The following is a 23,420-nucleotide window of genomic DNA, read 5'->3' on the forward strand; positions in this document are numbered from 1 at the left end:
ACATTGGAGCAGCTGCAGGCAACTACATCTTGTAATCGCTATCAAAGGGGATAGAAAAGGAAATTTCTGTGCCCTGCCCGTCTGTGCTCACAATCTTTAGACCATGCTGTTCACCGTAATACAGCACAAGCCGCTGATGTACATTACGCAGGCCGATCCGGCTGCCCGGCTCCTCCTCCGGCTTGGTAATCAGCTCCAGAATCTCAGTCAGCCGCCCTGCTGTCATCCCTATCCCGTCATCTGTAACACTCACCAGAATTTCCTCATCGTTTAAAGTTACTTTCACTTTGACGTTCACTGTGCCCTCTTTATTCTCCAGCCCGTGGACAACGGAATTCTCCACCAGCGGCTGAATGATCAGCGGCGGAATCATAAATTCAGCTGCTTTCGGTTCAAATTCAATCTCATACATCAGCCTGTCCTCATAGCGGAACTTCTGGATTTCCAGATAAGAACGGATCATCTCGATCTCTTCCTTCATAGGCGCACGCTCCCTGCCTACCTCCAGGTTTTTGCGCATCAGCTTGCCGAGCAGCCTTACGATATTGGCAAGCTCCTTCTCGCCCTTGAGATGGGCATTCATCCGGATCGATTCCAGGGCATTAAACAGGAAATGCGGATGGATCTGGCTGGCCATCATTTTCAGTTTGATCTCTCTTTGGGCGATTTCCAGCTTGCTGTTCTTCTCGTTGCTCTCTACGACCTGATTGATCAGCTGGTTAATGCTGGTCACCATATAATTAAACTGCCGTGATAACTGGCCGATCTCGTCCGTACCGTCAATCCGGGAGACGATATTCAGATTGCCCAGCGCGACCTGGTTGAGCTGGCGGCTAAGCCGGAGCAGACGGTTAGTGGTCAAAAGAGAGATCGTATAGACAAGCACAAGCGCCACCAGCAGCACGCCAAAAATAATCAGCAGGCCGAGCTGGCTTACCTTATTGGCATCGCTTATAATGCTTTTCGTTTCGAACACGGAAATGAGCTTAAGCCTGCTGACGCTGAGCGGAGGTGTCACTTCATCTACAATCACATAGGAGTCCGCCCCCTTTACCGTTGTGCGGATCACGTCCTTGGACTTGCCATCTATATTCATCCCGATATCAAAAGCATCCAGGGTGCTCCCTACAAGCTGCGGATTCTTAGCAGCCACGATGTATCCCTGTTCATCGGTAATAATCGTCTCATAGGGCTCCTGCACCAGCATCCCGTTCAACTCGTCCTGTACCACCTGTACCATCAGTATTCCGGACTTCTGGTATTGAGGATAGGGTACTTGCCTCACAAGGCTAAGCTTGTTGATGGTCCCTCTGGTGCTGTTGAAATATTTATCCTTGTCGGGAATGTACATCCAGTAAATCCCTTTGCTCTCCATAACCTTTTTGTACCAGGCTCTTGATTCTATTTCAGGTGTCAGCGGCGCGACAGACATGTTATCCACCAGTGAATTGTTTTCAATAAAAACGCGGATGTTGGAAATCTCCCGGTAACGCAGGATGTACTCCTGAAAATTTGTATAGTCTAAGTAAGCCTTGGTCAGTTCCAGAATGCTGGGGTATTCCGTATTTACAAGCCCTTCAAGCTCCTCATCAAAGTACAGCAGATTGGAGATATCCGTAGGTACACGAAGCTTGGTGGTCACCTGGCTCTTCAGCTTATCGACATTGTTGGTCGCCTGATCAATGGCTCTGGTCAACGCCGCATCACGGAAGTAACCCGTCAGAATGATGCCGACAATAATTACCGGAATCATCACCACGACAATATAAAACAGGATAAGCTTGTATTTCAGCTTCAGATTATTAATGATGCGCACCAGCTTTTTAATCAACCGTAACCCTCCTTCACAAGTCGCCTGCCCTTCAAGGCAAACAGGCTGCCCCCCTCATTATCAAAAGGGAAACAGCCTGTCTATCATAATCTTCCCGCCGATTGTTCGGCAAGCCCTTTCAGCCTAAAGAGGCTCAAGGCACTTACGCTCCAAACTACTGGTCCTTCCGGAAGGCGGTTGGAGATACTCCGACATATTTGCGGAATTTGGCATTAAAATAATCGGAATTCATGTAGCCGACTTTTTCAGCCACCTCATAAACCTTCATACCTTGGGTCAAGAATTGCTTGGCCTTCTCGATTCGGACCTTGTCCAGGTAAGTATTGAAGTGCTCACCCACCTGCAGCTTGAACATCTTGCCCAGATAGGCGCTGTTATAATTAAAAATCTGCGCCAGCATTCCCAGCTTCAGATTCTCATTATACCGGCGCTGGATCAGGTCGGTAATCCGTTTGATCTCATCACCGCGGCCGCCCCCGTAATTCATCTGCTTGGAGAGTTGTACCAGATAACCTGACAGGATCTGCTCAACATCACTCAAATAATAGCCGCTGTATACCTCTCCTGCGGGGGAAGCATTGGCAGTAATATAAGAACGGATATCCGCGTTCACTGCCTCCAGACGGGCAATCGTACTGCTAAGGATGCGGATAAGATTGTCTTTGACATAAATCTCATCACGCCTTACTGCAACCAGCCTGCGGATAATCCGTCCCAGCAGGTGCCGGATTGCTTCCTCCCGTCCGGTTTCTATCGCAAGCAGCAACTCCATTTCATCATCGCGTTCGAAGTCGAGCGTCTCTTCCGGCTCCTCTACGGACTCTGTCCAATCATCCGGCTGCCCGCTGACCAGAATCTCCTTGCGGCCGAAAAAAGCGTTCTCCAGCAGCTCCCGGGCAGTTAGAAAAGACTCCCCTGCCTGCTCCGGGTCCTCCGCAGCTCCTCCGGCTGCTGCATGAAAATCAAGGCCTTCGCCTTCAATGATTCCTTTCAGGGTCTGCCACAATGCATTGCGCTGCATCTCATCTTCCAGCGGCTCCATAAGCAGAAGCCCCATATAAGGAGGGATGGTAAAGAACAGCGCCTGCTCCCGGGGCCAGTTCTCCTCCAGCAGGCTTTTGACACGCTCTTCCTTCCCGTCTTCCCCCTTGTGGGGCCGCTTAAGCTCTACCAGCACAACCTCACAGCTAGTTCCCGTAAGCCCCAGCTCCGCTGCAGCCTGAGCCGGTCCGGATCCGCCTTCACGCGGCTGAAGCAGCTCACGCAGGACGGCTTCATTGCTGCGTACAGGCATATCCGACCGACGCAGAGTCAGAAGCTCCTCCTCGGCTATCGACGTACGAATATCCTGCAGATAGGAGATCAGCTCATCTTCATCCACGGGCTTAAGCAAGTATCCGTCTATATGATAGGAAATGGCCCGCTTGGCATACTCAAAGTCGGCATAGCCGCTAAGAATCAGCACATGGCAATCTGCACCTTCCTTGCGCAGCTCACTGACCATTTCCAGGCCGTCCATTCCCGGCATCCGAATATCCGCGACAATCAGCTTGGGAGCAAAGGTATGGAACTTCTCAAGCGCCTCGATTCCGTTCGCCGCTGTCGCCACTACGGTATAGCCCTGCTCTTCCCAGGGAATGAGCGTCCGCAGCCCTTCTCTCAGCTTCGGCTCGTCATCAACAATCAGCACTTTTATCATGATGCTTCTGTCCCCCTAGATGGAAATCCGTAAGGGGGAATCCCCCTTACGGAAATCGCTAATAAACGTCAGCCTGGAGTACTCAGGCTCCGGTTTTTTATTTGCGGTACGCAGCCAGCTTGTCATTCATTCCGCGGGTCTGGCTGTATACTTCCTGGTAGACCGCGAACAAGCCGTCATAAGTTTTCACCTGTTCAGCGTCAGGTTTGAATTGTTCAGCCGGCCGGATAAAGGCCTCGGCACATTCAGCAAGCGAAGTGAACCAGCCGCTGCCGTAGGCAGCCAGCATAGCCGCACCCATTGCCGGTCCCTGTTCACTCTCCAGCTTGATGATTGAGGCATTAAAAATATCCGCCTGCATCTGCAGCCAGGCTTCATTCTTCGCCCCGCCGCCAATCGCTACAATCTCTGTAATTTCCTTGCCCGACTCCCGTACAATATCAATGGACTCGCGCAGTGAGAACGTAATCCCTTCCAACACAGAGCGGGTGAAGTGGTCCAGGGTGTGACCCGAATCCATGCCGATGAAGCTGCCGCGGATGTTGGCATCCGGATGCGGGGTGCGTTCACCGACAATATACGGTGTAAACAGCAGGCCGCCGCTGCCGGCAGGCACGGCATTCACGCCTTGAAGCAATTCATCGAAGCTCTTGTCCGCCGCGAAGGTTTCTTTGAACCACGTAAGGCTGTGGCCAGCGGCAAGTGTAACGCCCATGATATAGTAGGCATCCTTTTCACTGTGATTAAAGAAGTGAACCTTGCCTTCCAGATTCAGATCCTTGTTGCTCTCATAAGAGAGCACTACACCGGAAGTACCAATGCTGCACATCGTACGGCCTTCTCCGAGAATTCCGGCACCAAGCGCTCCGCAGGCATTGTCGGCGCCGCCGGCAAATACCTTCGTCGAAGGCAGCAGGCCTGAAGCTTCGGCAATCTCCGGAAGCAGGGTTCCGGTCTGTTCAAAGGATTCCACCAGTCTCGGGCACAGGCTTAGCGGCAGGTTAAAGGCTTCGGCAATTTCGGCACTCCACTCTTTCCCGGCCACATCCAGCAGCAGTGTACCGGCAGCATCAGAATAATCCATCGCATAGTCGCCGGTCAACCGCAAACGCACATAATCCTTCGGAAGCAGGAACTGGTGGGCCCGGGACAGAACCTCCGGTTCATTCTCCTGAACCCAAAGAATCTTGGGCAGAGTGAATCCTTCCAGCGCACGGTTTCTGGCGATATCGATCAGCTTGCTGCCGAGCGTGGATTCAATTCTGCGGCACTGTGCAGTGGTCCGCGTATCATTCCACAGGATCGCCGGACGCAGTACTTTGCCTTCACTGTCTACCAGCACCAGTCCGTGCATCTGCCCGGAGAAGCTGAGGCCGTCGACCTGGGAAGGGTCTACTCCCGATACCTCGATGAGCCGGCGCAGGCTGACCAGTGTACCGTTCACCCAATCCTCGGGGTTCTGTTCGCTCCAGTTCGGCTGGGGTCTGCTCAGCGGATAAGCTTCGGAATGCTCGAAGGCTACCTTTCCCTGCGGATCAACCAGCACCGTTTTTACTGCACTTGTTCCCAGATCGATTCCAATAACATATTTCATATTTATCCTTCTCCCTCTAACAAGTTATGCAAGCCTGGTATGACGTTAAAAAGGGGGCTGCCGAAGAATGCTCTCTTCAGCAACCCCCGCTGCATTTGATGCGGCTGTGAACTAAAGCCGGAGCTTAAAGTTCACAGGACAGGTCCTACTCAGCCAGGATGTACTGGTTCAAAGTGGCTCTGAGCAGCTCTTGGCGTCCGGATTGGTTAGGACGCGGATTTTCGTTGTTCAGTGCATATTCAGCAAGCGAAGCCAGTGTAGCTTTGCCGGACACGATGTCGGCGCCGATACCTTCGTTATAGCTGCTGTAGCGCTTGGCAATGAAGTCTTCGAATACACGGTCTTCCAGCAGCTTGGCAGCTACCTTCAGGCCTTTGGCATAAGTGTCCATGCCGGCGATGTGCGCCAGGAACAGATCCTCAGGCTCGAAGGAAGGACGGCGTACCTTGGCGTCGAAGTTGATTCCGCCTTTGCCAAGTCCATCGTTCTTAAGTACTTCATACAGAGTCAGTGTAGCATCATAGATGTTAACCGGGAATTCGTCAGTATCCCAGCCCAGCAGCGGATCGCCCTGGTTCGCGTCAAGGGATCCCAGCATGCCGTTGAGGCGGGCTACACGGAGCTCGTGCTCAAAAGTATGGCCGGCCAGCGTTGCGTGGTTCGCTTCAAGGTTCAGTTTGAAGTGCTGGGACAGGTTGTACTTCTGCAGGAATGCGATGCAAGTTGCCGCATCGAAGTCATATTGGTGTTTGGTAGGCTCTTTCGGCTTAGGCTCGATCAGGAATTGTCCTTCAAAGCCGATTTCCTTAGCATAGTCAATTGCCATGTTGAACAGGCGTGCGATGTTGTCCTGCTCCAGGCCCATATCCGTATTCAGCAGCTCTTCGTAGCCTTCACGGCCGCCCCAGAATACATAGTTGTCAGCGCCCAGACGTTTACCCACTTCCAGACCTTTCTTCACTTGTGCAGCTGCATGTGCGAAGACATCAGCGTTAGGCGTGGAGCCTGCACCGTGCATGTAGCGCGGGTTAGTGAACATGTTGGCAGTGTTCCACAGCAGTTTTTTGCCGGAAGATTTCATGCCTTGCTCAAGAATATCTACGATGGTGTCGATGTTGCTGTAGAATTCGCGCAGGGACGTGCCTTCCGGAGCGATGTCCACATCGTGGAAGCAGTAGTACTGCAGGTTCATCTTCTCCATGAATTCAAAAGCAGCTTCTGCGCGGGCCTTGGCTTTGTCCAGACCGCTCAGTTTGTCCCAGCTGCGTACTGCTGTTTCTGCGCCGAACGGATCGGATCCGCCTGCAGTTAATGTATGCCAGTATGCCATTGCAAATTTCAGGTGCTCTTCCATCGTTTTGCCGGCTACGATTTCTTTAGGGTTGTAGAATTTGAATGCGAAAGGGTTGGTGGAACGGCTTCCCTCGTAAGAGATGTTGCCTACTGATTCAAAATAAGCCATTTGTAAAATCCTCCTCGGTATTGTGCTTCGCCCGCAAGCGTTTACAGCATCATCTTAACACATCTTTCTGACTTTGTATATTGGTTAAACAAAGTTTTACAAACTTTTTATTTTGTCAATTTATGATATAAACTCCCCCTCCGCCCCATACCCTATTCACGCTGGCATAGAGCCGGGCTGACCTCTTTCCTGCACCCCCTGTTGCATTTTGCTCCACATCATTCTAGACTAAATGGCATACTGTTTTATGAGAACGTTATCAACAAAAGGAAGTGTAATGTGTGAAAGTAACCGGTGATCAGGCGCTGGTCAAAAAAATCAACAAGTCGCTTATTTTACATACCATCCGTACCCATTCCCCTGTCTCACGGGCCTCACTCTCAAGTATGACCGGCCTCAACAAAGCCACTGTATCCAACCTTGTGGGCGAGCTGTGCAGCCAGGAGCTGCTGACCGAAGCAGGGCCCGGGGAATCCAGCGGCGGCCGCAAGCCGCTGATGCTGCACTTCAACCACATGGCCGGCAGTGTAATCGGTATAGAGCTGCGCGTCAAACAGCTGACTGCAGTCCTGTGCGATCTGGGGGGCGGTATTCTTCAGGAACGGGAGGCACTGCTGGACACGCACAGCCTCCCTTATGTGCTGGAGCAAATGAAAGGCATGATTACAGAGTTGATTGCAGAGGCTCCCCCTTCCCCTTATGGCATAGTGGGCATAGGTGTAGGGGTTCCGGGGATGGTTGACGAGAACGGGGTCGTGCTGTTCGCACCCAACTTAGGCTGGGAAATGGTCGATCTGCGGGGAATTCTGGAAAATACCTTTGAAGTGCCGGTGACCATCGACAACGAGGCCAATGCCGGAGCGCAGGGTGAGCTGAGCTTCGGCGCAGCCCGCGGCGTCCGCCATCTGCTGTACATCAGCGCAGGCTCCGGTATCGGTTCCGGAATCATTATCGGAGGCGAGCTGTACAAGGGGGCCCGCGGGTACGCAGGGGAAACGGGCCACATGACGATCGAAGCGGACGGAACACCCTGCAGCTGCGGCAGCCGCGGCTGCTGGGAGCTGTATGCGTCGGAAAAAACCTATGATAATGCCGGCCTCTCATTACCGGCACGCACAACGCCTGAGCTTGTACAGTATGCGCGGAACGGGCAGGAGGATACGCTTCGCCATTTCGCCTCTATGGGGGAATCTCTGGGGATCGGGGTGACGAACCTGATTAACAGCTTTAACCCGGAGCTGATCGTCATCGGGGGCGCCTTATCCGAGGCTGAGCCGTGGCTTGGCGGGCCGCTCCGGAAGGTCGTAGCCGAACGCACGCTGCCCTATCACAAACAGCAGCTGGAAATTACTTTTTCCAGGCTAGGCAGCCGCGGAACGATGATCGGCGCGGGCTTCTCGGCGGTGATGCATTTTCTCGGCAATATCCGCGTAACCCTGTAGACTTCATAATGCTCAGGCAAAAGCCTTCATTTGGCTTCGCCAATCCGGGACCGCCAGCCATAACAGGATCGACAAACAATTGACGTAAAATAGACGTATTATAGTCCTTCAAGGTGCAGAAAAGACAGCCGCAATCCTATATAATTAAGGTCACAAGTGTGATAAATGTCACCATCACCCCTTCATCTGAAAGTGAGAGTGAGTCCATGACCTATGTTGATACGTCTGATATTTCGGCGCAGATGTTCATCGCTGTGCTGCTGCTGCTGCTCATCATTGCCCCTCTGGTCAGCTTAGGTGTGCTGCGTCTGTTCCAGTCCAGAAAGAAATCAGGATTCATGCTTATTTCCAGCGGTATTGCTGTATATGCTGTTTTTCAGGTCGTTATGTCTTTTACCCAGGCGTAGGCTGTTTAAGACTTACTTGATCCTGCCCATACACAATTTAGCCCTTGCCTGTGAACAGACATGACTGCTGATGCTGCGCAAGCTGCCGGCAGGTTCACAGGCTGGCCTCTTCGGAGCGGCTTAACGGCAGAATGCACTGGAATCTCTCTACTCCCGGATATTTTTCTCCCAGGCTCGTAACGCTGAACCCGGCCTTTTTATAGAATACGACGGCTTCATGGTCAGTCTCCGCCTTTAAGGCCCCTTTCCCCCAGGCCCGGGCAATCTCCTCAATCATCCCGCTTCCCAGCCGTTTATGGCGCCACTTGGCTTTGACGACAAAATGCCTGATCACGAGATCCTCACCGGAGCTGCACAGTCCGGCCAGGCCGGCCAGCTCGCCGTTTACGAAGCTTCCGAATAACCTCATTGAATCATCCTGCAGATAGCTTTGCACTTCCTCCTCTACCCGCTCTTCTCCGGCCCGCATACATTCAGCGAGCAGAGCTTTCACGGCTTCGGTATCCCAATAATTTTTCAGACTGATTAACACTTGTACGCAGCAACCTTTCATTGGTAAATATGATGAGCGGCCAGTCGGACCGGGCAAAACTAAAGACCGCTTCCGTCGCGGAAGCGGCCCTCTATTCATATTTTGTCAAAAGAAAATGTATTATACCGCAGCCAGGGCTTTGGCGAATTGTGTTTTGTTCATCCCTACGATTTTGAAATCACCGATCAGGGTGACAGGCACAGCTCTCATCCCCATATCCCAGACCTGCTGGGCAAAATCATCGTTCTGTTCAATATTGCGCTCTTCGAAGGGAATCCCCTTCTCGCTCAGGAAGCTTTTCACCTGGCGGCAATGCGGACAATTGGTCGACGTATATACAATTACATTTTCCATAGCGGAACCTCCCGAATTTTATGCAAAACCTGCCCTGCAGATTCTGTCAGCTGCTTTTAATTGTAGCATCAGAACGGCTCTGCTTCCAGGCGGAAGGTTACAGCATAACTGCGCTGTGTTCCAGACTTTCAATATATTTCTCGGCATCCATAGCCGCCATACAGCCGCTGCCCGCAGCCGTGATTGCCTGTCTGTAACGTGTATCCTGCACGTCGCCGCATGCGAACACGCCCGGAATATTAGTCTCGGAGGTACCTGGATTCGTAACGATATACCCATTGGCATCCGTAGTGATCTGTCCGCCCAGGAAGGCTGTATTAGGGTGATGGCCGACCGCTACGAATACACCGCTGGCCTCAATAAATTCTTCCTGTCCGGTCTCATTGTTGAGCACCTTCAGCCCGCTTACACCGCGCTCGCCTGAAGTCACTTCGATTGGCGTACGGTTCAGGCTCCAGCTCACTTTGTTGTTATCACGTACACGGTCCTGCATGATCTTGGAAGCACGCAGCTCACCGCGGCGGTGCACCAGCGTTACTTTGGATGCAAAACGGGTCAGGAAGCCCGCCTCTTCAAGCGCGGAATCACCGCCTCCGACAACGATGATCTCTTTGCCCCGGAAGAAAAAGCCGTCGCAGGTTGCACAAGTGCTGACACCGCGGCCGATGTTATCCTGTTCGCCGGGAATGCCCAGATACTTGGCAGTAGCGCCAGTGGACAGAATCAGTGTATCTGTAGTGAGCGCACCCATTCCTTCCACATTCAGCTTGAACGGACGTCCGCCCAGCTCTACGCTGTTCACCCATCCGGTAACGAATTTGGCTCCAAAACGCTCAGCCTGCTTGCGCATATTATCCATCAGCTCAGGACCCATAATGCCCTCAGGGAATCCGGGGAAGTTCTCGATTTCCGTAGTCGTGGTGAGCTGGCCCCCGGGTTGGGGTCCTTCAATGACCAGCGGATTCAGATTCGCACGGGCCAGGTAGATAGCAGCAGTCAGTCCGGCCGGTCCGGTACCAACAATAATGGATTTATACATGACTTTATCCTCCTTGAGTAGGGCGGTTAAGGTGCCGACTCTTAATTAAAATTATTATAATGTAGTCTCATTATGATGACCCCAAGGGAATATGTCAATATGCCAGACTCCTGCAAAGAGACTTTTTTTGTGAACAATTCAATTTTAAGCAATTTAATATTCAGCGGAAGGGTTTGCCCTGCCGGTTTGTATTTTTCAGCGCAAAAGACGCAGTCCGTTAAGAATGACCAGAATGGTGCTGCCCTCATGGCCAACCACGCCAAACGGAAGTGCGATCCCCTGTACAAAGTTGCTGATCATCAGCGCAGCAATGACGGTCACCGCAAAAATCATGTTCTGCTTCACGATCCGCTGTGTGCGGCGGGCCAGTGCTATGGTGGAAGCAATCTCTTCAATATTATCATTCATCAGCACAACATCGGCAATTTCCAGTGCTGCACCGCTGCCCTTCATGCCCATTCCCATGCCCACGGTCGCCGCTGCCAGTGCAGGAGCATCATTCACACCGTCGCCAACCATAATGACCTGGCCGTATTGTTCACGCAGCGCCTGAATCCGCGTTACTTTATCCTCCGGTAAAAGACCGGCAAACACGTAGTCGGCTCCCGTCTGGGCAGCTATTGCATTTGCGGCTACCGCCCGGTCACCGGTCAGCATCGCTACCTTAAGCCCAAGCTTCTGCAGCTTGCGCACCGCATCCGCAGCCTGCGGCCGCACCGTATCCTCCAGTGCAATCATCCCGGCAATGCGCTCTCCTTCAAGGATCAATGACACTGTTTTGCCCGCTTCCTCAAACTCTCTGCGCAGCGTTCTCCAATGCTCCAGCTCTTCCGCCGCATCCCCGGCCTCTGCTTCATCAAGAATATTGGTTTTCCCGATCCGCCACAGAGTCCCGTCAATCTGTCCTTCGATCCCCCAGCCGGTTACCGCCCGGCTCTCCTGAACACTGCGCAGCTCCGCGCCCTCCTCTTCGGCCAGACGGACTACCGCCTCCGCGAGCGGGTGACGGGACAGCGCCTCAACCGATGCACTGGCTGCCAGCAGTTCATGCCGGTTATAGCCCGGGCCAGCGATAAAATCAGTTACCCGGGGAACCCCTTCGGTCAATGTGCCTGTTTTGTCAAAGGCAACCACGGACACTTTAGCCATGTTCTCCAAATGGACCCCTCCTTTAAAAAGGATCCCTTTCCGCGCACTTTTGGAGATTGCTGACAGCATGGCCGGCATAATGGACGATACGAGAGCGCACGGGGAAGCAACGACAAGAAAAACCATAGCCTTGTAAAAGGTATCACTCCAGCTCCAGCCCAGCAGGAAAGGCGGCAGCACAATCAGGCCCGCAGTTGCCGCTACGACGACCCGGGCATACACCGATTCCAGACGTTTAATGAAACGCTGTGAATCCGGCACCTCGGTTTCCGCTTCCTCGACCATCCGGATGATTTTTGCAAAAAGCGTGTTCTCTGCTGCAGTCGTAACTTCGACATAAAGCGGACCTTCACCGTTGACGGTGCCTGCGTATACTTCGCTTCCGGCCATTTTATCAACCGGCAGCGGCTCCCCTGTGATGGAAGACTGGTCCACTGCCGATTCGCCGCGGTACACCCTGCCGTCAGCCGGAATCAGCTCGCCCGGACGGACGAGCAGCAGGTCGCCGGGGGCGAGCTGACCAATCTCTACCTCATTCATTACGCCCTGCTCAATCCGTACTGCAGTGGCAGGCTTCAAAGCGAGCAGCGCAGAAATATCCTTGGTGCTGCGCTCCATCGTGTAGCTCTCCAGCGCTCCGCTCAGCGCGAAGATAAAGATCAGCATCGCTCCTTCATTCCAGTAGCCGATGGAGGCTGCGCCCAGTGCTGCCGCGATCATCAGCAGATTGACGTCGAGCTCGCGTTCCTTAATAAGTGTCTCCACGCCTTCCTTGGCTTTGATCCAGCCGCCTAGGGTGTAGGAAATCACATAAAGCAGCACCGAGATGACTTCGGACCAGCCGCTGACAGCCCAGGCGATCAGCATCAGCAGCCCGCTGCCGAGAGCCGCCTGCATTTCAGTATTGCCGAGCATGGCCCGTGGATCAAAACGGCGCGGCTCCGGGATACGCGGCTGCTGCGCGCCGCCCTGGCGCGCGATGGATCCCTGCATAGATTTGGATGATGCTTGCATAAATAATCACCTTCCTGATGGTTTGTTGCCCCCCCTCCCGGCCGGTTACGGCGGGAAAGGACTGGCTTACTGAGAATGAGAGCCATTATTAAAGCCCTTAAAATGACACATGCTGCCCCGGCTCAGCCGGGACAGCATGTTAATGAGAATGATAATCATTGTTTCTATTAGGCAAATAAATTTCCTCAGTGCAACTTATAGCTCTACTATACCACTTTAATTTGTAATGTAAAGCCGGAGACAGGCTGAAATTTTAATATTGGGCGTTTGGCTGGTGCTGACCGGCGGAGCCGGCTATTGTATCGTAATCCGGCCTTCGTGCTTGCCGGCTGCACTCAGGGGATTGTGGCAGCCCAGAGGGTAAAGCGGATGAAAGTACCGGGATATGGGATCAGCTAAATAGCTGTATGAGTGAACTAAGGAGACTGATCTGGTGAAGGAAGAAGTTAATCTGATGAACAGAGGATCGAAAGTTTGCTTGGCAAAGAGATTAGTCTGATGAATAGAGGTGTTAAATGTGCTGGAGCAAGGAGGTTAATCTGATGAATAAAGGAGTTAAATGTGCTAGAGCAAGGAGGTGAATCTGAACAAAGGGAAATTGAATGTGCAGGACCAAGGAGATTAATCGGATGAACAAAGGAGTTAAATGTGCTAGAGCAAGGAGGTGAATCTGATGAACAAAGGAGTTAGATTTGCTGGAGCAAGGAGATTAGTCCGAATGAGCAAAGGAGTTAGATTTGTTGGAGCAAGGAGATTAGTCCGAATGAACAAAGGAGTTAAATCTGCTGGATCAAGGAGATTAATCCCATGAACAAAGGAGTTAAATCTGCTGGATCAAGGAGATTAATCCTATGAACAAAGGAGTTAGATCTGCTGGATCAAGAGATTAATCCCATGAACAAAGGAGTTAAATCTGCTCGCCGCCTGGATTTAATTGATGTTCTACTGGGATGTTTGTAAGCTGGGCAACATTTCCTAGTTCAGCTTAAATTGGCTTTGCGCATTTAGCTTAACCGGCAATCTACGTATTGGCTCCTAAACACTGTTTGAACCAACGCTGTCTGGGCAAGACCCGCCGCCGGTTCTAACAGTATATTGGGCACAGTTAGTACAGCTGTTCTTATTGCGGGAAATTTGTAGTTGTATGCTCCTGCACCTGTTGATTAGCCGTCAGAGAGAAAATTAGTCTAAGAGCGTCAGAAGCGTGACAGAGCAAGCTAAGTGGAATTTCTCCATTTAATTCTCCGAAAATTGCTGGTATTACAAAACTTATTGGAAAAACTCCACTTAAATGCGCTGAATGAGTCTGTAAAGGCCATTATCCACCCGATTAGCTGGAGTATTTCCACCTAAAGCTAATGAATGATCAAAAAGGACCCAATTAAATGGAGAAAATCCAACTAAGCTCTGTAGCCTCTAGCATTCTCACTGTTGCAGACTTTGCCCGTAGTTAAACGCTATGCGCTCTCATTTATTTGCGGCGTATCCAAAAAGCAGGACATTTAATAAGTTCAATCAACGGAAATAATGCGCCTGAACGTAGTAATCACTATAAGAGTCCCAAGGTTAGCGAAGTTATGAAGCTATAATGAGTTTCCTTCAACCCCGGTCCACTGAAGCATCGCTACTAGTCCAACTTTTATCGAGCAGTTATCCAACAAGCGGTTCATGGGACGCGAAAAAGCAGACCAACCTTCCCCCATCTTATGGGAGGAGGTGCTGGTCTGCTTAGTATTGCCGCAAAAATATACTCATTGGTGCTCCATTCACGGGAGCCCCGCTTAAGGGCGCAACTTGGTATGAGAAGGTTAAGCAGATGGTGTTATCGGACTGTACAACCGGTAAACTTAAGGGGCCCAGGTCAGCATATTATGCTGCATTTAGCAGGCAACTCCCACGCTGCCTGCAAGGCGGCGGCTGCCCTGCCGGTCACTGCCATCCGCCGGCGGCAGGTTCAATGTTGTCCTGCCGGGCCATCCAGGTCAGGCAGGCCGCCCTGAGCAGCGCTTCAGTCCGCTGTTCTGCGCTGCAGAAGATCCCGCTCATGCCGATCCGGTACAGATCGGCCAGCTCACTCGCCGCCGCCGGGCCCGCGGCGAGCACCACCGCCGCCGGCTTCACGCGCTGCACGGCGGCCAAAATCTCCGCCGCCGCGGACGCGAAGCTCCCGCCGGCAGGCTCCTCCGGCGCGGGCCAGCCCGCCGCGCCGTCCAGCACAAGGAAATCGGCGATACGCGCGATTTCCCCCGCGGCGGCGTGCCGCACATCCGGGGCGAGCATCGCCCCGGTGCGGCACGCTGCCGCGTAAGCGTGGCCGAGGGTCTGCTCGGCCACGTCCTCGATGAATTCGCGCTGTGCCGCGAATTCGGCTGCGCTGGCGGGATAAGGCGCCAGCAGATCCACGCGGCTGTCGCCGCCCTGCCGGTGGTGCTCCGCCACCGCGGCGAACAGCGCCTCAAGCTGCGCGTCCTGCAGCGCAGCCAGCTTTGCCGGAGCGCCGGCCAGCTCCGGCGTATAGATCAGGGTGACGGCGGCCCAGGCCCCGTCGCCTGATTCCAGCAGCCCGGCTGCAGCAGCACGCAGCCGGTAGTAGATCCGCTGCAGGATACGTTCCTCCAGCAGCGGATCCGCAGCCGACAGCCAGCTGTCATACAGACCGGTGAGTTCCGGGGTCAGCAGCCACTCCTCACTGCGGATCAGGCAGGGACCGGCCGGATAAGCCCCCTCCTCACGGAAGGACGTCCGGACCTCCTGGCCCTCGCGCAGCACCAGAAAAGCAGGGCGTTCCCCGGGCCGTCTAAAATAAGTCCTGTCCGGCACCTCCGTTTCCCTGCGGGGCTCCTCGCCCGCAATAAATTCCGCAGCAGCAGAAGCCACCGATGCAGCCTGGCTCATCTCCACGCCTACCGCCCGATTAACGGCATTATACGTAAACGGGCGCTCCTCATTGCTCCGAACAAGATCCTGCTGCTGTTCACCCTTCATCACCGCACCCACCTTTTTGGACTTTGATATGCTGCCGGCATCCGCTTTGCTGCCTAAGGACACCGCTGCGTAACCTCTTTCAATTTATAAATACGGGAGCACTCCATGAAATATGCAAGCGGTGTCAACAGAGTCAAATATTTACGGATTACGAAGAGCAGATGCTGCCGCCAAGTGCGGCTTGATTTTAAGGAGTATGCTGCCGGAGGGGGCTATATTCAGCTATTATGTTCACCTGGCTGTCCTTCAGTTCAGCACCTAAAAAGGCCGTCTGGCCATGCACGCCGTTCTTCATCAGAAGAGATGCCGTACAGGCCAGAGGCCCGGATGTATTAGGTATGATATCTTCTGCCCTTACTGCTGGCTGGCCGCAATGGCCTGCTCCAGATCATACAGAATGTCGTCAATGGACTCCGTTCCGATGGACAGGCGCAGCAGTTCAGGATTTACTCCGGCTGCGGCCTGCTCTTCAGCAGACAGCTGCTGGTGCGTAGTGCTTGCCGGATGGATAATCAGCGATTTGGAATCCCCCACATTCGCCAAGTGGGAGAACAGCTTCACATTCTCGATCAGCTTTACGCCCGCTGCGGCTCCGCCTTTGATTCCAAAGGTAAGAATCGCTCCCTGGCCCTTCGGCAAATATTTCTGTGCCAGCTGATAGGACGGATGGCTTGGCAGGCCGGCATAGCTGACCCATTCCACATCCTTATGAGCCTCCAGGTACTGCGCGACCTTAAGCGCATTCTGGCTGTGGCGCTCCAGCCGCAGATGCAGAGTCTCCAGTCCCTGCAGCAAGAGCCAGGAGTTGAAAGGAGAAATCGCCGCGCCCAAGTCACGCAGCAGCTGTACGCGGGCCTTGATGATATAGGCAATCGGCCCCACAGCTTCTGTATACACTACTCCGTGATAGCTTGGATCCGGCTCCGTCAGCCCCGGGAACTTACCGCTGGCTTTCCAGTCAAACTTGCCGCCGTCTACGATGACCCCGCCGATGGAGGTGCCGTGGCCGCCGATAAATTTGGTGGCAGAATGCACCACAATATCCGCTCCATGTTCAATCGGACGCAGCAGATACGGGCTCGGGAATGTATTATCCACAATTAGCGGAATGCCGTGTTCATGGGCGATGGCTGCCACCGCTTCAATATCCAGCACATTGCCCTGCGGATTGCCGATGGTCTCGGCATACAGCGCCTTCGTCTTGTCCGTAATCGCACTTCTAAAATTCTCCGGATGATCGGAGTTCACAAAATTTACCTTGATGCCCAGCTTGGGCAGTGTAGTGGAGAACAGATTGTAAGTCCCGCCGTAGAGACTTGCCGAGGAGACAATTTCGTCCCCTGCACCGGCAATATTCAGCAGGGAAAAGGTAATAGCCGCTTGCCCTGAAGCCGTCGCAAGTGCCCCTGCCCCGCCTTCAAGTGCAGCAATCCGCTGCTCGAATACATCGGTAGTCGGATTCATCAGCCGGGTGTAGATATTTCCGAATTCCTTGAGCGAAAACAGATTGGCTGCGTGCTCGGCATCCCGGAATCCGTAGGAGGTCGTCTGGTAGAGCGGTACAGCGCGCGATAACGTTGTTGGATCAATCTCTTGTCCTGCATGAACGGCTAAAGTTTCAAACGACAGCTTGCGGTCTTCTGACATGGGTATTTCCTCCCCTGAAATTATAGTTGGCAAACGTTAACAGCCAGGAATTGTAACTATTCTCTCACAAAGCATGTCATTTGAAAAGAAAAAATTCTCATTATTCCGCTATGTTTTATTTAATTTAAAATCACTTTTAATGAAACTCCGTTAATTAAACCTGCCTCTCTGCCAGATAACGCTTACAATGATAAGCAGCAGCTTGATTTGGGAAGTCTTCGCACCGGATCTTTAAGCGAGCAAAACCCGGGCACTTGTCCGATACTCAGTTTCCGGTGCTATCGCGTGAATGTCCAGAATGTCTATCTGGTAAACTGACTTTGCCGCATATAGAAATATACCAGATTGTCTACGAGTTCCTCTTTTTTGCTGAAGCCTAACGTACTCAAAAGGCGCAATGATCGCTCATTCTCCGGATCAACCGTCGCTTCAATGGTCTTAAGCCCCATCACTTCATAACCGAATGAAATCACCGGAAGGAGTGCCTCGGTCATCATCCCTTTACCCCAGCAGGCTCTGGACAGATCAAAACCGATCTCCGCTTTTCCCGCAGGTCCGCCCGACCAGCAGTGGTAGCCGCATGTACCCGCCAGCTGATTTTGCCGCTTATCAAAAATCCCCCAGCGGCAGCCGGGATCATCCATATGAAACCGGATAATTCCATCCGCTTCGCGGATGTCCCTGCAGGGCGGAATATCCATGTAACGGGTGACTTCTTCATCCGAGAAATGACGGAATACTGCCTCACGGTCTGCAAGGGTCAGCAGCCTCAAGCTCAATCTGTCCGTTTCAATGACAGGATAATTCATTTTCGGCAATGCTCTTCTCCCCTTACCTTCACTTCTACACCATGCTCACAGGCGCTTGCCTCACATTCTACCATACTATCACTCCATGCCGAATTTTTTCCTAATATATTTTGAATTTGAAAGGTTAATTTTGTTCCATCCAGCGCGTATCTGAAGTGCAGTGAATGAGCTCATGAATGTCTAATGCATTTTCTGCAAATCTGTTGTTCGTCAGAAAATAGTAATGGAGTGTGGCAGAGACTGCTTCAACGGGAGGTGCTGCAGAGTTTAGTTGGATTTCCTCCATCTAATCCTGCACGTTTTCATCATTTATGAGCTTTAGTTGGAAATTCTCCAGCTATTTGAGCGGATAAAGGCCCTTTGGGACCCGTCTAATACATTTAAGTGGAGTTTTTCCAACAAGCACTGGAATACCGGAATTTACCGGAGAATTAGATGGAGAAATTCCATTTAGCTTGATCCATACACGCTCCCGGAGACCCTTTTCCATAACACGGCTAAACCACAGGCTCTCATGTCTTGCCGCAAAATCTTCTCTGCATCTGCCGAAGAACGAATCTATTGCAGATTGGAGGGAATGCCAACATCCCCGCTGGTGGCCATGAGGATTTAAGTTCAAACTGTATAAAAAAAGACCCCCGCTGCAGCCAGCGGAAGTCAGGAAGAATGATACTTATTGTTGCCGCAATGCGTCAGCCTCACGTATCATAACTGACCAGGTAATGATGCAGTTCCGTGTTATAGCAGCCGATGCTGTGTTCAATCAGCCTGCCTTCCCCGTCGTAGGAGTTGCGCAGGCGTTTGAGCACATGGGTCCCCGGGGGAAGCTCTAACAGCTGGCAGACCTCAGGTGGTGCCGGCTCCACAAAAAAACGGTCCTTGAAGTTCTCAAGTACAATGTCGTTCTCCTCCAGAGAGTCATACAGCGACTGGATATCATCACCTATGTTTTTGGCGTCGCCGTCCGGAAGCGCGTCTGCTGTCAGGAAGTGTATGAGATGAATGTAAGGCTGCCCGTTCAAAATATAGAGACGTTCGATCCGCTGGCAATACGGGCCGCAGAGGTCATATTCCTCCGAACCGTCATCGTTTGCAATGAGCTTGGATGCCAGCAGTTTTTTTTCCAGCTTATGCCCCTCTTCAACGAGCAGCTCCGTAAATCTTTTGCCTTTGGAGAGCTTCTGGTAGGAGGTGTTGCGCATTACAATCGTGCCGACGCCGCTTTTCTTCTGTACATAACCTTCCCTGGACAGCTCCTGGACCGCGCCGCGGACCGTCATTTTGCTGACACCGAATTCCTTTTCCAGCTGCGGCTCGGAGGGGATGATGCTCCCCAGAGGATAGACACCGTGCAGAATGCGGTCTTTGAGAATTTTTTGAATCTGCTGATATAAAGGGCCTTGCTTGCGTTTCAGGGACACGCGCCGTTCACTACCTTTCAACATCTAAGGTATGGTCTGACATCGCCCGGACCACCTCAGCCTCGGTAAAAAGCGCCGTATCGCCTTGGACGGTGTGGGCCAGCATCGCTGCCGCCGCTGCCAGGTTCACCGTGTGCTGCTGCGGATACTGCTGCAGTTCCCCATGGATGACGGCACTGGCAAAGGCATCACCGGCGCCAATCCGGTCAAACACAGGAAAGGTCAGCTTGCGGGAGAATTCGAACGTACCTTGATGATAAATATATCCGGTTAAGGAATGCGTATTGTCAGCGTTAATCTCACGGTGCGTTCCCGCTGCCGTTCTGATCCCGAAGCGTTCGGCCACTTCAGGAATGGCCTGCTTCAACTGTGTTATTCTATCATATTCTCCAGTACTGATGCCAAGGATAAACTGTGCATCCTTCTCATTCATCATCACGATGTCCGCCAGCGTAAGCAAATCCTCATAGTGCGGTCGTGCCTTGGCATAGCCGTCTATTCCCCACAGTGCCGGCCGGTAATTGCAGTCAAAAACGACCTGCCCTCCGGCATGTTTCACCTCTGCAGCAAGCAGCTTCATCTGCCTGCGCACTTCTTCATTCATGGCCAGCGTAATGCCGCATAAATGAAGAACATCCACACTTGCGGCAAGGGCCCTCATATCATAGCTGTCTGCTTCAGCCGTATTAAAGCTGCTGCCCAGCCGGTCTGTGTAGGTGACTCTGCCGGGGCGGGCGCCAAAGCCGTTTTCCAGAAAATACATTCCTAGATGCCGGCCGCCCCTGCTGATCAGCGACGTATTTACTCCGAGTTTGCGCAGGTAAGCGATAGCCGCTTCGCCTACCGGAGTCTCCGGTAAAGTGGTAATGAGCGCACCCTCATGACCGTATCTGGACAGTGCCGCCGTTACATTAACCCCGGTCCCGGAAAAAGAGTAGTCCAGCCTGCTGCTCTGGACCAGCGTTTCATAGCCCGGAACCTGCAGCCGCATCATCACTTCGCCAAAAGCAGCGACCCTAGGCATACCGGTCCACCAGCGATTTCATAATATCGAGCAGTCTGCGGACATCCTCTACCTTCGTATTCCCGGTCTGCGGATCAATAATCGAGGAATAGACATGCGGGATAACCTGCGGCACCCCTGCCTGAAGGGCAATCTCCAGAATCGGGCCGAAATTATCCATATCAATTCCGCCCGTAGGCTCAAGGGCAAACCCGGCTGCTCCGCAAGCTCTGGCAACCGCACGGTATTCTTCTTCCAGCTTCAGGCCCTGCATCGGGAAATACTTCAGCGCATTGCCGCCCATGTCACGAACCAGCGCAATGGCGGCCTCAACCGGAACGATGGCCTGCGGGCCGGTTCCCGAGCTGGCCGGACCGGTTGATATATTCACATAGCCCGGCTTGCCGCAGGGAGAGACCAGGCTGTTGATCCAGCTGTCCCCGGCTCCCAGATTGGCGCGGGTTGCCCCGACTGCCGGAAATACCTGATTGATGTGGCTGCCGGGATAGCTTTTGGCAATCTCCGCTACCACTGCTGCCTGGCGGTTATCTCCCGCTCCCAGTCCGATGGATACGGCATCCTCGATCGACTGGCCGTATTCAGCCATAGCAGCCGCGGCTTTCTCTGCAGTCGGATAATTTTTGGAGAGCACACCTACCAGGACATGCCCTTCTGCTGCCGCAAATACATCCTTGGCATTCTCAATGCTGCCGGCCAGTACATTAAGTGCGGCTCTGTTCTTGTACAAACGCTGCTGGATATTACTCATTACGGTCGCCCCCTACAATCTCGCTTATTCTGCTTGCAATGATCTGAAGATCGTCTCCCTGCAGAGATCTTGGATCGATATCAAAATAGCCCTGCTTTACGCCATAGTCCCGCGTATACACCGCAATCTCACCTTCACGCAGACTGTCATTGACGGTCTTGGCATCCGTTCCGGCAGCGGAGGCATCAATCTGGATGCGGCCGCGGAATATGGCCCGGCCTGCTTCATCCTGCACGATGCGGACGGATACTCCGCTGAGCTCTTCCAGCGGCTTAAGCGCCTCCAGCGCCTGCTTCTCCGCCCCGCTGTTGTCAGCCTTGTCCTGGTATTCATCCAATGCCTGCAGCAGTCCGAAGGTTGTCTCCTTGCCGACCTTCATGCTGCGGCCGATCCCGTGAAGCTGGACTTTCAGCCATTCAATGTACTTCCTTTTGCCGGCCACAATGCCTGAAGTCGGGCCTTCAACAGCCTTGGAGCCGCTGTAAATGGCCAGGTCGGAATACCGGATATACTTGTTCAGATCCTCTTCCGCCGCCGCATCGACGATCAGCGGCACCCCTCTGCGCTCTGCAACCTCCCAGGCCTCTTCGACGGAAATCATATTCTTCTGAACGGCATGATGGGATTTCACATAGAGGATGGCTGCGGTGCGTTCACCGATAGCCTGTTCAATATGCTCTTTGCGGCCTTCATTGGCGTATCCGGCCTCCACTACCCGGCCCCCGCCAAGGAATACCATCGTTTCTACAGGAGCCCCGTACTGCACATTATGGCCTTTCAGCATAATAATCTCGTTCTTCAGTACCGGCTCCTGATGCAGCCTCAGGCTGAGCCGCGGATCTCCGCCGGTGACGATGGCCGCCACCGACAGCGCAATCCCGCTGGATGCCGAATTCACGACTGCCGCCCCTTCAGAGCCGAGCAGCCGGGCAATGTACTCTCCGGATTTGTCCACCAGGTCGGCAATTTCCACATACTTCTGTCCGCCCTGTTTCATCGCCTCCATGACCGTATCTGTTGGAGCAGACACTCCCAGAATGCTCATTCTTCCGCTGGCATTGATAACACGCTTCAATCCGTATCTAGCATGTAATGAGTGATCCATTGGCATAGACTCCTTTAGCCTCAATATAGTGGTGTGCGACCCGGACATCGCCTTCCGAGTCCCTCAGCTGCTTCTCTCCCGCCTCCAGTGCAAACAGGGTCAGGTTGGCCTGCTGCCCTACTCTGATCCCGGCCAGCTCCGGCTTGCCCAGCCACTCTGCAGCACTGCTTGTGACCGCGCGGATGACCTCCTCCAGATGGTAGCCGAGATACAAAAATTTCGTCAGCACGTTTGACATACTGTATACAGGTCCGTTCAGACGGTTGCCCCGGTAAATATCTGTGCTGATGGTATTTAGCGCAATGCCGGCCGCCTTTGCCTGTTCGGCGATCCGGAAGGAGAAGCTTGCGGTGCCGTGGCCCACATCCAGATGAACCCCGCGGGCAGCTGCATCCAGCAGCCCTTGCAGCGGCGTGCCGTCCGCATGGAACAGATTGTTGGATTTGCCGTTTAGGTAATGGGTGATCACATCGCCCGGCTGCAGCAGCTCAAGCACTTCGGAAATAGCCGGCGGAGCAGAACCGATATGTACCATGAGGGGAAGCCCGGTATCCTCCGACAGTCTGCGTGCCAGCTTGAGCGGCTGTATGCCGCTGTCTTTGACGACACTTTGGCTGATGCGCGCTTTCAGACCGACAATGAAGTCGGGATAAGCTTCCGCCGCCTCCGCGGCCTTGGATTGGTCAATCCACTCCAGCCGCGACAGCTCATCCGTCCGTTCCAGGCCGATGCGTGAAATATTCAAGAAAGCAAATACCTGTGTAGCCGCCTTCAGACTCTCCCTGTAAAAAAGTCCGATCCGGTCTGCACCGCAGCTTCCGGCATCGACCAGCGTCGTTACCCCTTGCTTCACACCAATTTCATCAATCTCATCGCCGTAGGGGTCAAAGTCAGGTACAGCATGCACATGCAGATCAATCCAACCGCTTGATACATATAGTCCCGAACAGTCCTGCCCGGTCTCTCCTTCAGCCTGGCCTGGCGGTGTAATAGCAGTGATGATACCGTCCCGGATGGTGATATCCACCATCTGCCCGTCCACAAGCTGCAAATTGCGCAGCACATTCTCTGTGCCCACTTCTCCCATCTCCTCATTAAACCGGATAGCAGCATTTTTTTGAATATGAACCTAACTTGCTGCTCCAAACTAAAGATTAT

At 53.1% G+C, this 23,420-nt stretch carries 18 protein-coding genes; 2 read left to right on the forward strand and 16 right to left on the reverse strand.

Annotation, left to right across the window (positions count from 1 at the left end):
* Positions 1 to 22: 22 nt before the first annotated feature.
* The 4 genes from C2I18_RS08410 to xylA form a co-directional block, all read right to left on the reverse strand.
* Entirely contained in the window at positions 23 to 1,831 is a 1,809-nt protein-coding gene (locus C2I18_RS08410) for a sensor histidine kinase (protein WP_249900781.1), read from the reverse strand.
* A gap of 154 nt (positions 1,832 to 1,985) precedes the next feature.
* Positions 1,986 to 3,530, reverse strand: coding sequence for a response regulator transcription factor (locus C2I18_RS08415; protein WP_249900782.1), 1,545 nt, complete (start codon positions 3,528 to 3,530; stop codon positions 1,986 to 1,988).
* Between the two features lie 97 nt (positions 3,531 to 3,627).
* Entirely contained in the window at positions 3,628 to 5,124 is a 1,497-nt protein-coding gene (xylB, locus tag C2I18_RS08420) for a xylulokinase (protein WP_249900783.1), read from the reverse strand.
* A 145-nt stretch (positions 5,125 to 5,269) separates the two neighbouring features.
* On the reverse strand, positions 5,270 to 6,586 hold the full coding sequence (xylA, locus tag C2I18_RS08425) for a xylose isomerase (protein ID WP_249900784.1): 1,317 nt from the start codon (positions 6,584 to 6,586) through the stop codon (positions 5,270 to 5,272).
* Between the two features lie 281 nt (positions 6,587 to 6,867).
* On the opposite strand from xylA, the gene C2I18_RS08430 reads away from it, so the two are divergent.
* A complete protein-coding gene (locus C2I18_RS08430) occupies positions 6,868 to 8,028 on the forward strand; it encodes an ROK family transcriptional regulator (RefSeq protein ID WP_249900785.1) in 1,161 nt (386 codons plus the stop codon).
* 206 nt (positions 8,029 to 8,234) lie between these two features.
* Positions 8,235 to 8,435, forward strand: coding sequence for a hypothetical protein (locus tag C2I18_RS08435; protein WP_249900786.1), 201 nt, complete (start codon positions 8,235 to 8,237; stop codon positions 8,433 to 8,435).
* Positions 8,436 to 8,529: 94 nt separating this feature from the next.
* On the opposite strand, the gene C2I18_RS08440 is transcribed toward C2I18_RS08435, so the two are convergent.
* The 12 genes from C2I18_RS08440 to C2I18_RS08495 all read right to left on the reverse strand — a co-directional run bounded on the left by C2I18_RS08440 (position 8,530) and on the right by C2I18_RS08495 (position 23,349).
* Positions 8,530 to 8,967: a GNAT family N-acetyltransferase gene (locus tag C2I18_RS08440; RefSeq protein ID WP_249900787.1), complete on the reverse strand. Its 438-nt coding sequence runs from the start codon at positions 8,965 to 8,967 to the stop codon at positions 8,530 to 8,532.
* A 120-nt stretch (positions 8,968 to 9,087) separates the two neighbouring features.
* Complete coding sequence (locus tag C2I18_RS08445) at positions 9,088 to 9,321, reverse strand: glutaredoxin family protein (RefSeq protein ID WP_249900788.1); 234 nt, start codon at positions 9,319 to 9,321, stop codon at positions 9,088 to 9,090.
* Positions 9,322 to 9,418: 97 nt separating this feature from the next.
* A complete protein-coding gene (gene trxB, locus C2I18_RS08450; protein ID WP_249900789.1) occupies positions 9,419 to 10,360 on the reverse strand; it encodes a thioredoxin-disulfide reductase in 942 nt (313 codons plus the stop codon).
* 195 nt (positions 10,361 to 10,555) lie between these two features.
* The gene (locus C2I18_RS08455; protein WP_481857903.1) at positions 10,556 to 12,523 is read right to left on the reverse strand and encodes a heavy metal translocating P-type ATPase; all 1,968 of its coding nucleotides are present in this window, start codon (positions 12,521 to 12,523) and stop codon (positions 10,556 to 10,558) included.
* A gap of 1,929 nt (positions 12,524 to 14,452) precedes the next feature.
* The gene (locus C2I18_RS08460; RefSeq protein ID WP_249900791.1) at positions 14,453 to 15,508 is read right to left on the reverse strand and encodes a hypothetical protein; all 1,056 of its coding nucleotides are present in this window, start codon (positions 15,506 to 15,508) and stop codon (positions 14,453 to 14,455) included.
* Between the two features lie 354 nt (positions 15,509 to 15,862).
* Positions 15,863 to 17,155, reverse strand: coding sequence for a homocysteine synthase (locus C2I18_RS08465; RefSeq protein WP_249900792.1), 1,293 nt, complete (start codon positions 17,153 to 17,155; stop codon positions 15,863 to 15,865).
* Positions 17,156 to 17,457: 302 nt separating this feature from the next.
* The gene (locus C2I18_RS08470) at positions 17,458 to 17,964 is read right to left on the reverse strand and encodes a GNAT family N-acetyltransferase (RefSeq protein ID WP_249902048.1); all 507 of its coding nucleotides are present in this window, start codon (positions 17,962 to 17,964) and stop codon (positions 17,458 to 17,460) included.
* 698 nt (positions 17,965 to 18,662) lie between these two features.
* Positions 18,663 to 19,385 carry a GntR family transcriptional regulator gene (locus C2I18_RS08475; RefSeq protein WP_249902049.1) on the reverse strand — a complete coding sequence of 241 codons (723 nt, stop codon included), beginning with the start codon at positions 19,383 to 19,385 and terminating at the stop codon, positions 18,663 to 18,665.
* A 10-nt stretch (positions 19,386 to 19,395) separates the two neighbouring features.
* Positions 19,396 to 20,409 (reverse strand): sugar kinase, encoded by a 1,014-nt coding sequence (locus tag C2I18_RS08480; protein ID WP_249900793.1) that lies wholly within the window; start codon positions 20,407 to 20,409, stop codon positions 19,396 to 19,398.
* Positions 20,402 to 21,157 carry a 2-dehydro-3-deoxy-phosphogluconate aldolase gene (gene dagF, locus C2I18_RS08485; protein ID WP_249900794.1) on the reverse strand — a complete coding sequence of 252 codons (756 nt, stop codon included), beginning with the start codon at positions 21,155 to 21,157 and terminating at the stop codon, positions 20,402 to 20,404. Before dagF ends, C2I18_RS08480 begins: the two co-directional genes overlap by 8 nt.
* Positions 21,150 to 22,262: a DgaE family pyridoxal phosphate-dependent ammonia lyase gene (locus tag C2I18_RS08490; protein ID WP_249900795.1), complete on the reverse strand. Its 1,113-nt coding sequence runs from the start codon at positions 22,260 to 22,262 to the stop codon at positions 21,150 to 21,152. The genes dagF and C2I18_RS08490 overlap by 8 nt, the downstream gene beginning before the upstream one ends.
* The gene (locus C2I18_RS08495; protein WP_249900796.1) at positions 22,240 to 23,349 is read right to left on the reverse strand and encodes an amidohydrolase/deacetylase family metallohydrolase; all 1,110 of its coding nucleotides are present in this window, start codon (positions 23,347 to 23,349) and stop codon (positions 22,240 to 22,242) included. Before C2I18_RS08495 ends, C2I18_RS08490 begins: the two co-directional genes overlap by 23 nt.
* Between the last annotated feature and the right edge of the window lie 71 nt (positions 23,350 to 23,420).

Source organism: Paenibacillus sp. PK3_47, from assembly GCF_023520895.1.
Lineage (GTDB): Bacteria > Bacillota > Bacilli > Paenibacillales > Paenibacillaceae > Paenibacillus_AQ.

Coding starts and splice junctions, on each gene's coding strand:
- C2I18_RS08445 (WP_249900788.1), bottom strand. CDS start 9,321: ATGGAAAATGTAATTGTATATACGTCGACCAATTGTCCGCATTGCCGC.
- C2I18_RS08495 (WP_249900796.1), bottom strand. CDS start 23,349: ATGGGAGAAGTGGGCACAGAGAATGTGCTGCGCAATTTGCAGCTTGTG.
- xylA (WP_249900784.1), bottom strand. CDS start 6,586: ATGGCTTATTTTGAATCAGTAGGCAACATCTCTTACGAGGGAAGCCGT.
- xylB (WP_249900783.1), bottom strand. CDS start 5,124: ATGAAATATGTTATTGGAATCGATCTGGGAACAAGTGCAGTAAAAACG.
- C2I18_RS08490 (WP_249900795.1), bottom strand. CDS start 22,262: ATGGATCACTCATTACATGCTAGATACGGATTGAAGCGTGTTATCAAT.
- C2I18_RS08455 (WP_481857903.1), bottom strand. CDS start 12,523: ATGCAAGCATCATCCAAATCTATGCAGGGATCCATCGCGCGCCAGGGC.
- C2I18_RS08480 (WP_249900793.1), bottom strand. CDS start 20,409: ATGCCTAGGGTCGCTGCTTTTGGCGAAGTGATGATGCGGCTGCAGGTT.
- C2I18_RS08470 (WP_249902048.1), bottom strand. CDS start 17,964: ATGAATTATCCTGTCATTGAAACGGACAGATTGAGCTTGAGGCTGCTG.
- C2I18_RS08435 (WP_249900786.1), top strand. CDS start 8,235: ATGACCTATGTTGATACGTCTGATATTTCGGCGCAGATGTTCATCGCT.
- C2I18_RS08415 (WP_249900782.1), bottom strand. CDS start 3,530: ATGATAAAAGTGCTGATTGTTGATGACGAGCCGAAGCTGAGAGAAGGG.
- C2I18_RS08465 (WP_249900792.1), bottom strand. CDS start 17,155: ATGTCAGAAGACCGCAAGCTGTCGTTTGAAACTTTAGCCGTTCATGCA.
- dagF (WP_249900794.1), bottom strand. CDS start 21,157: ATGAGTAATATCCAGCAGCGTTTGTACAAGAACAGAGCCGCACTTAAT.
- C2I18_RS08460 (WP_249900791.1), bottom strand. CDS start 15,508: ATGAAGGGTGAACAGCAGCAGGATCTTGTTCGGAGCAATGAGGAGCGC.
- trxB (WP_249900789.1), bottom strand. CDS start 10,360: ATGTATAAATCCATTATTGTTGGTACCGGACCGGCCGGACTGACTGCT.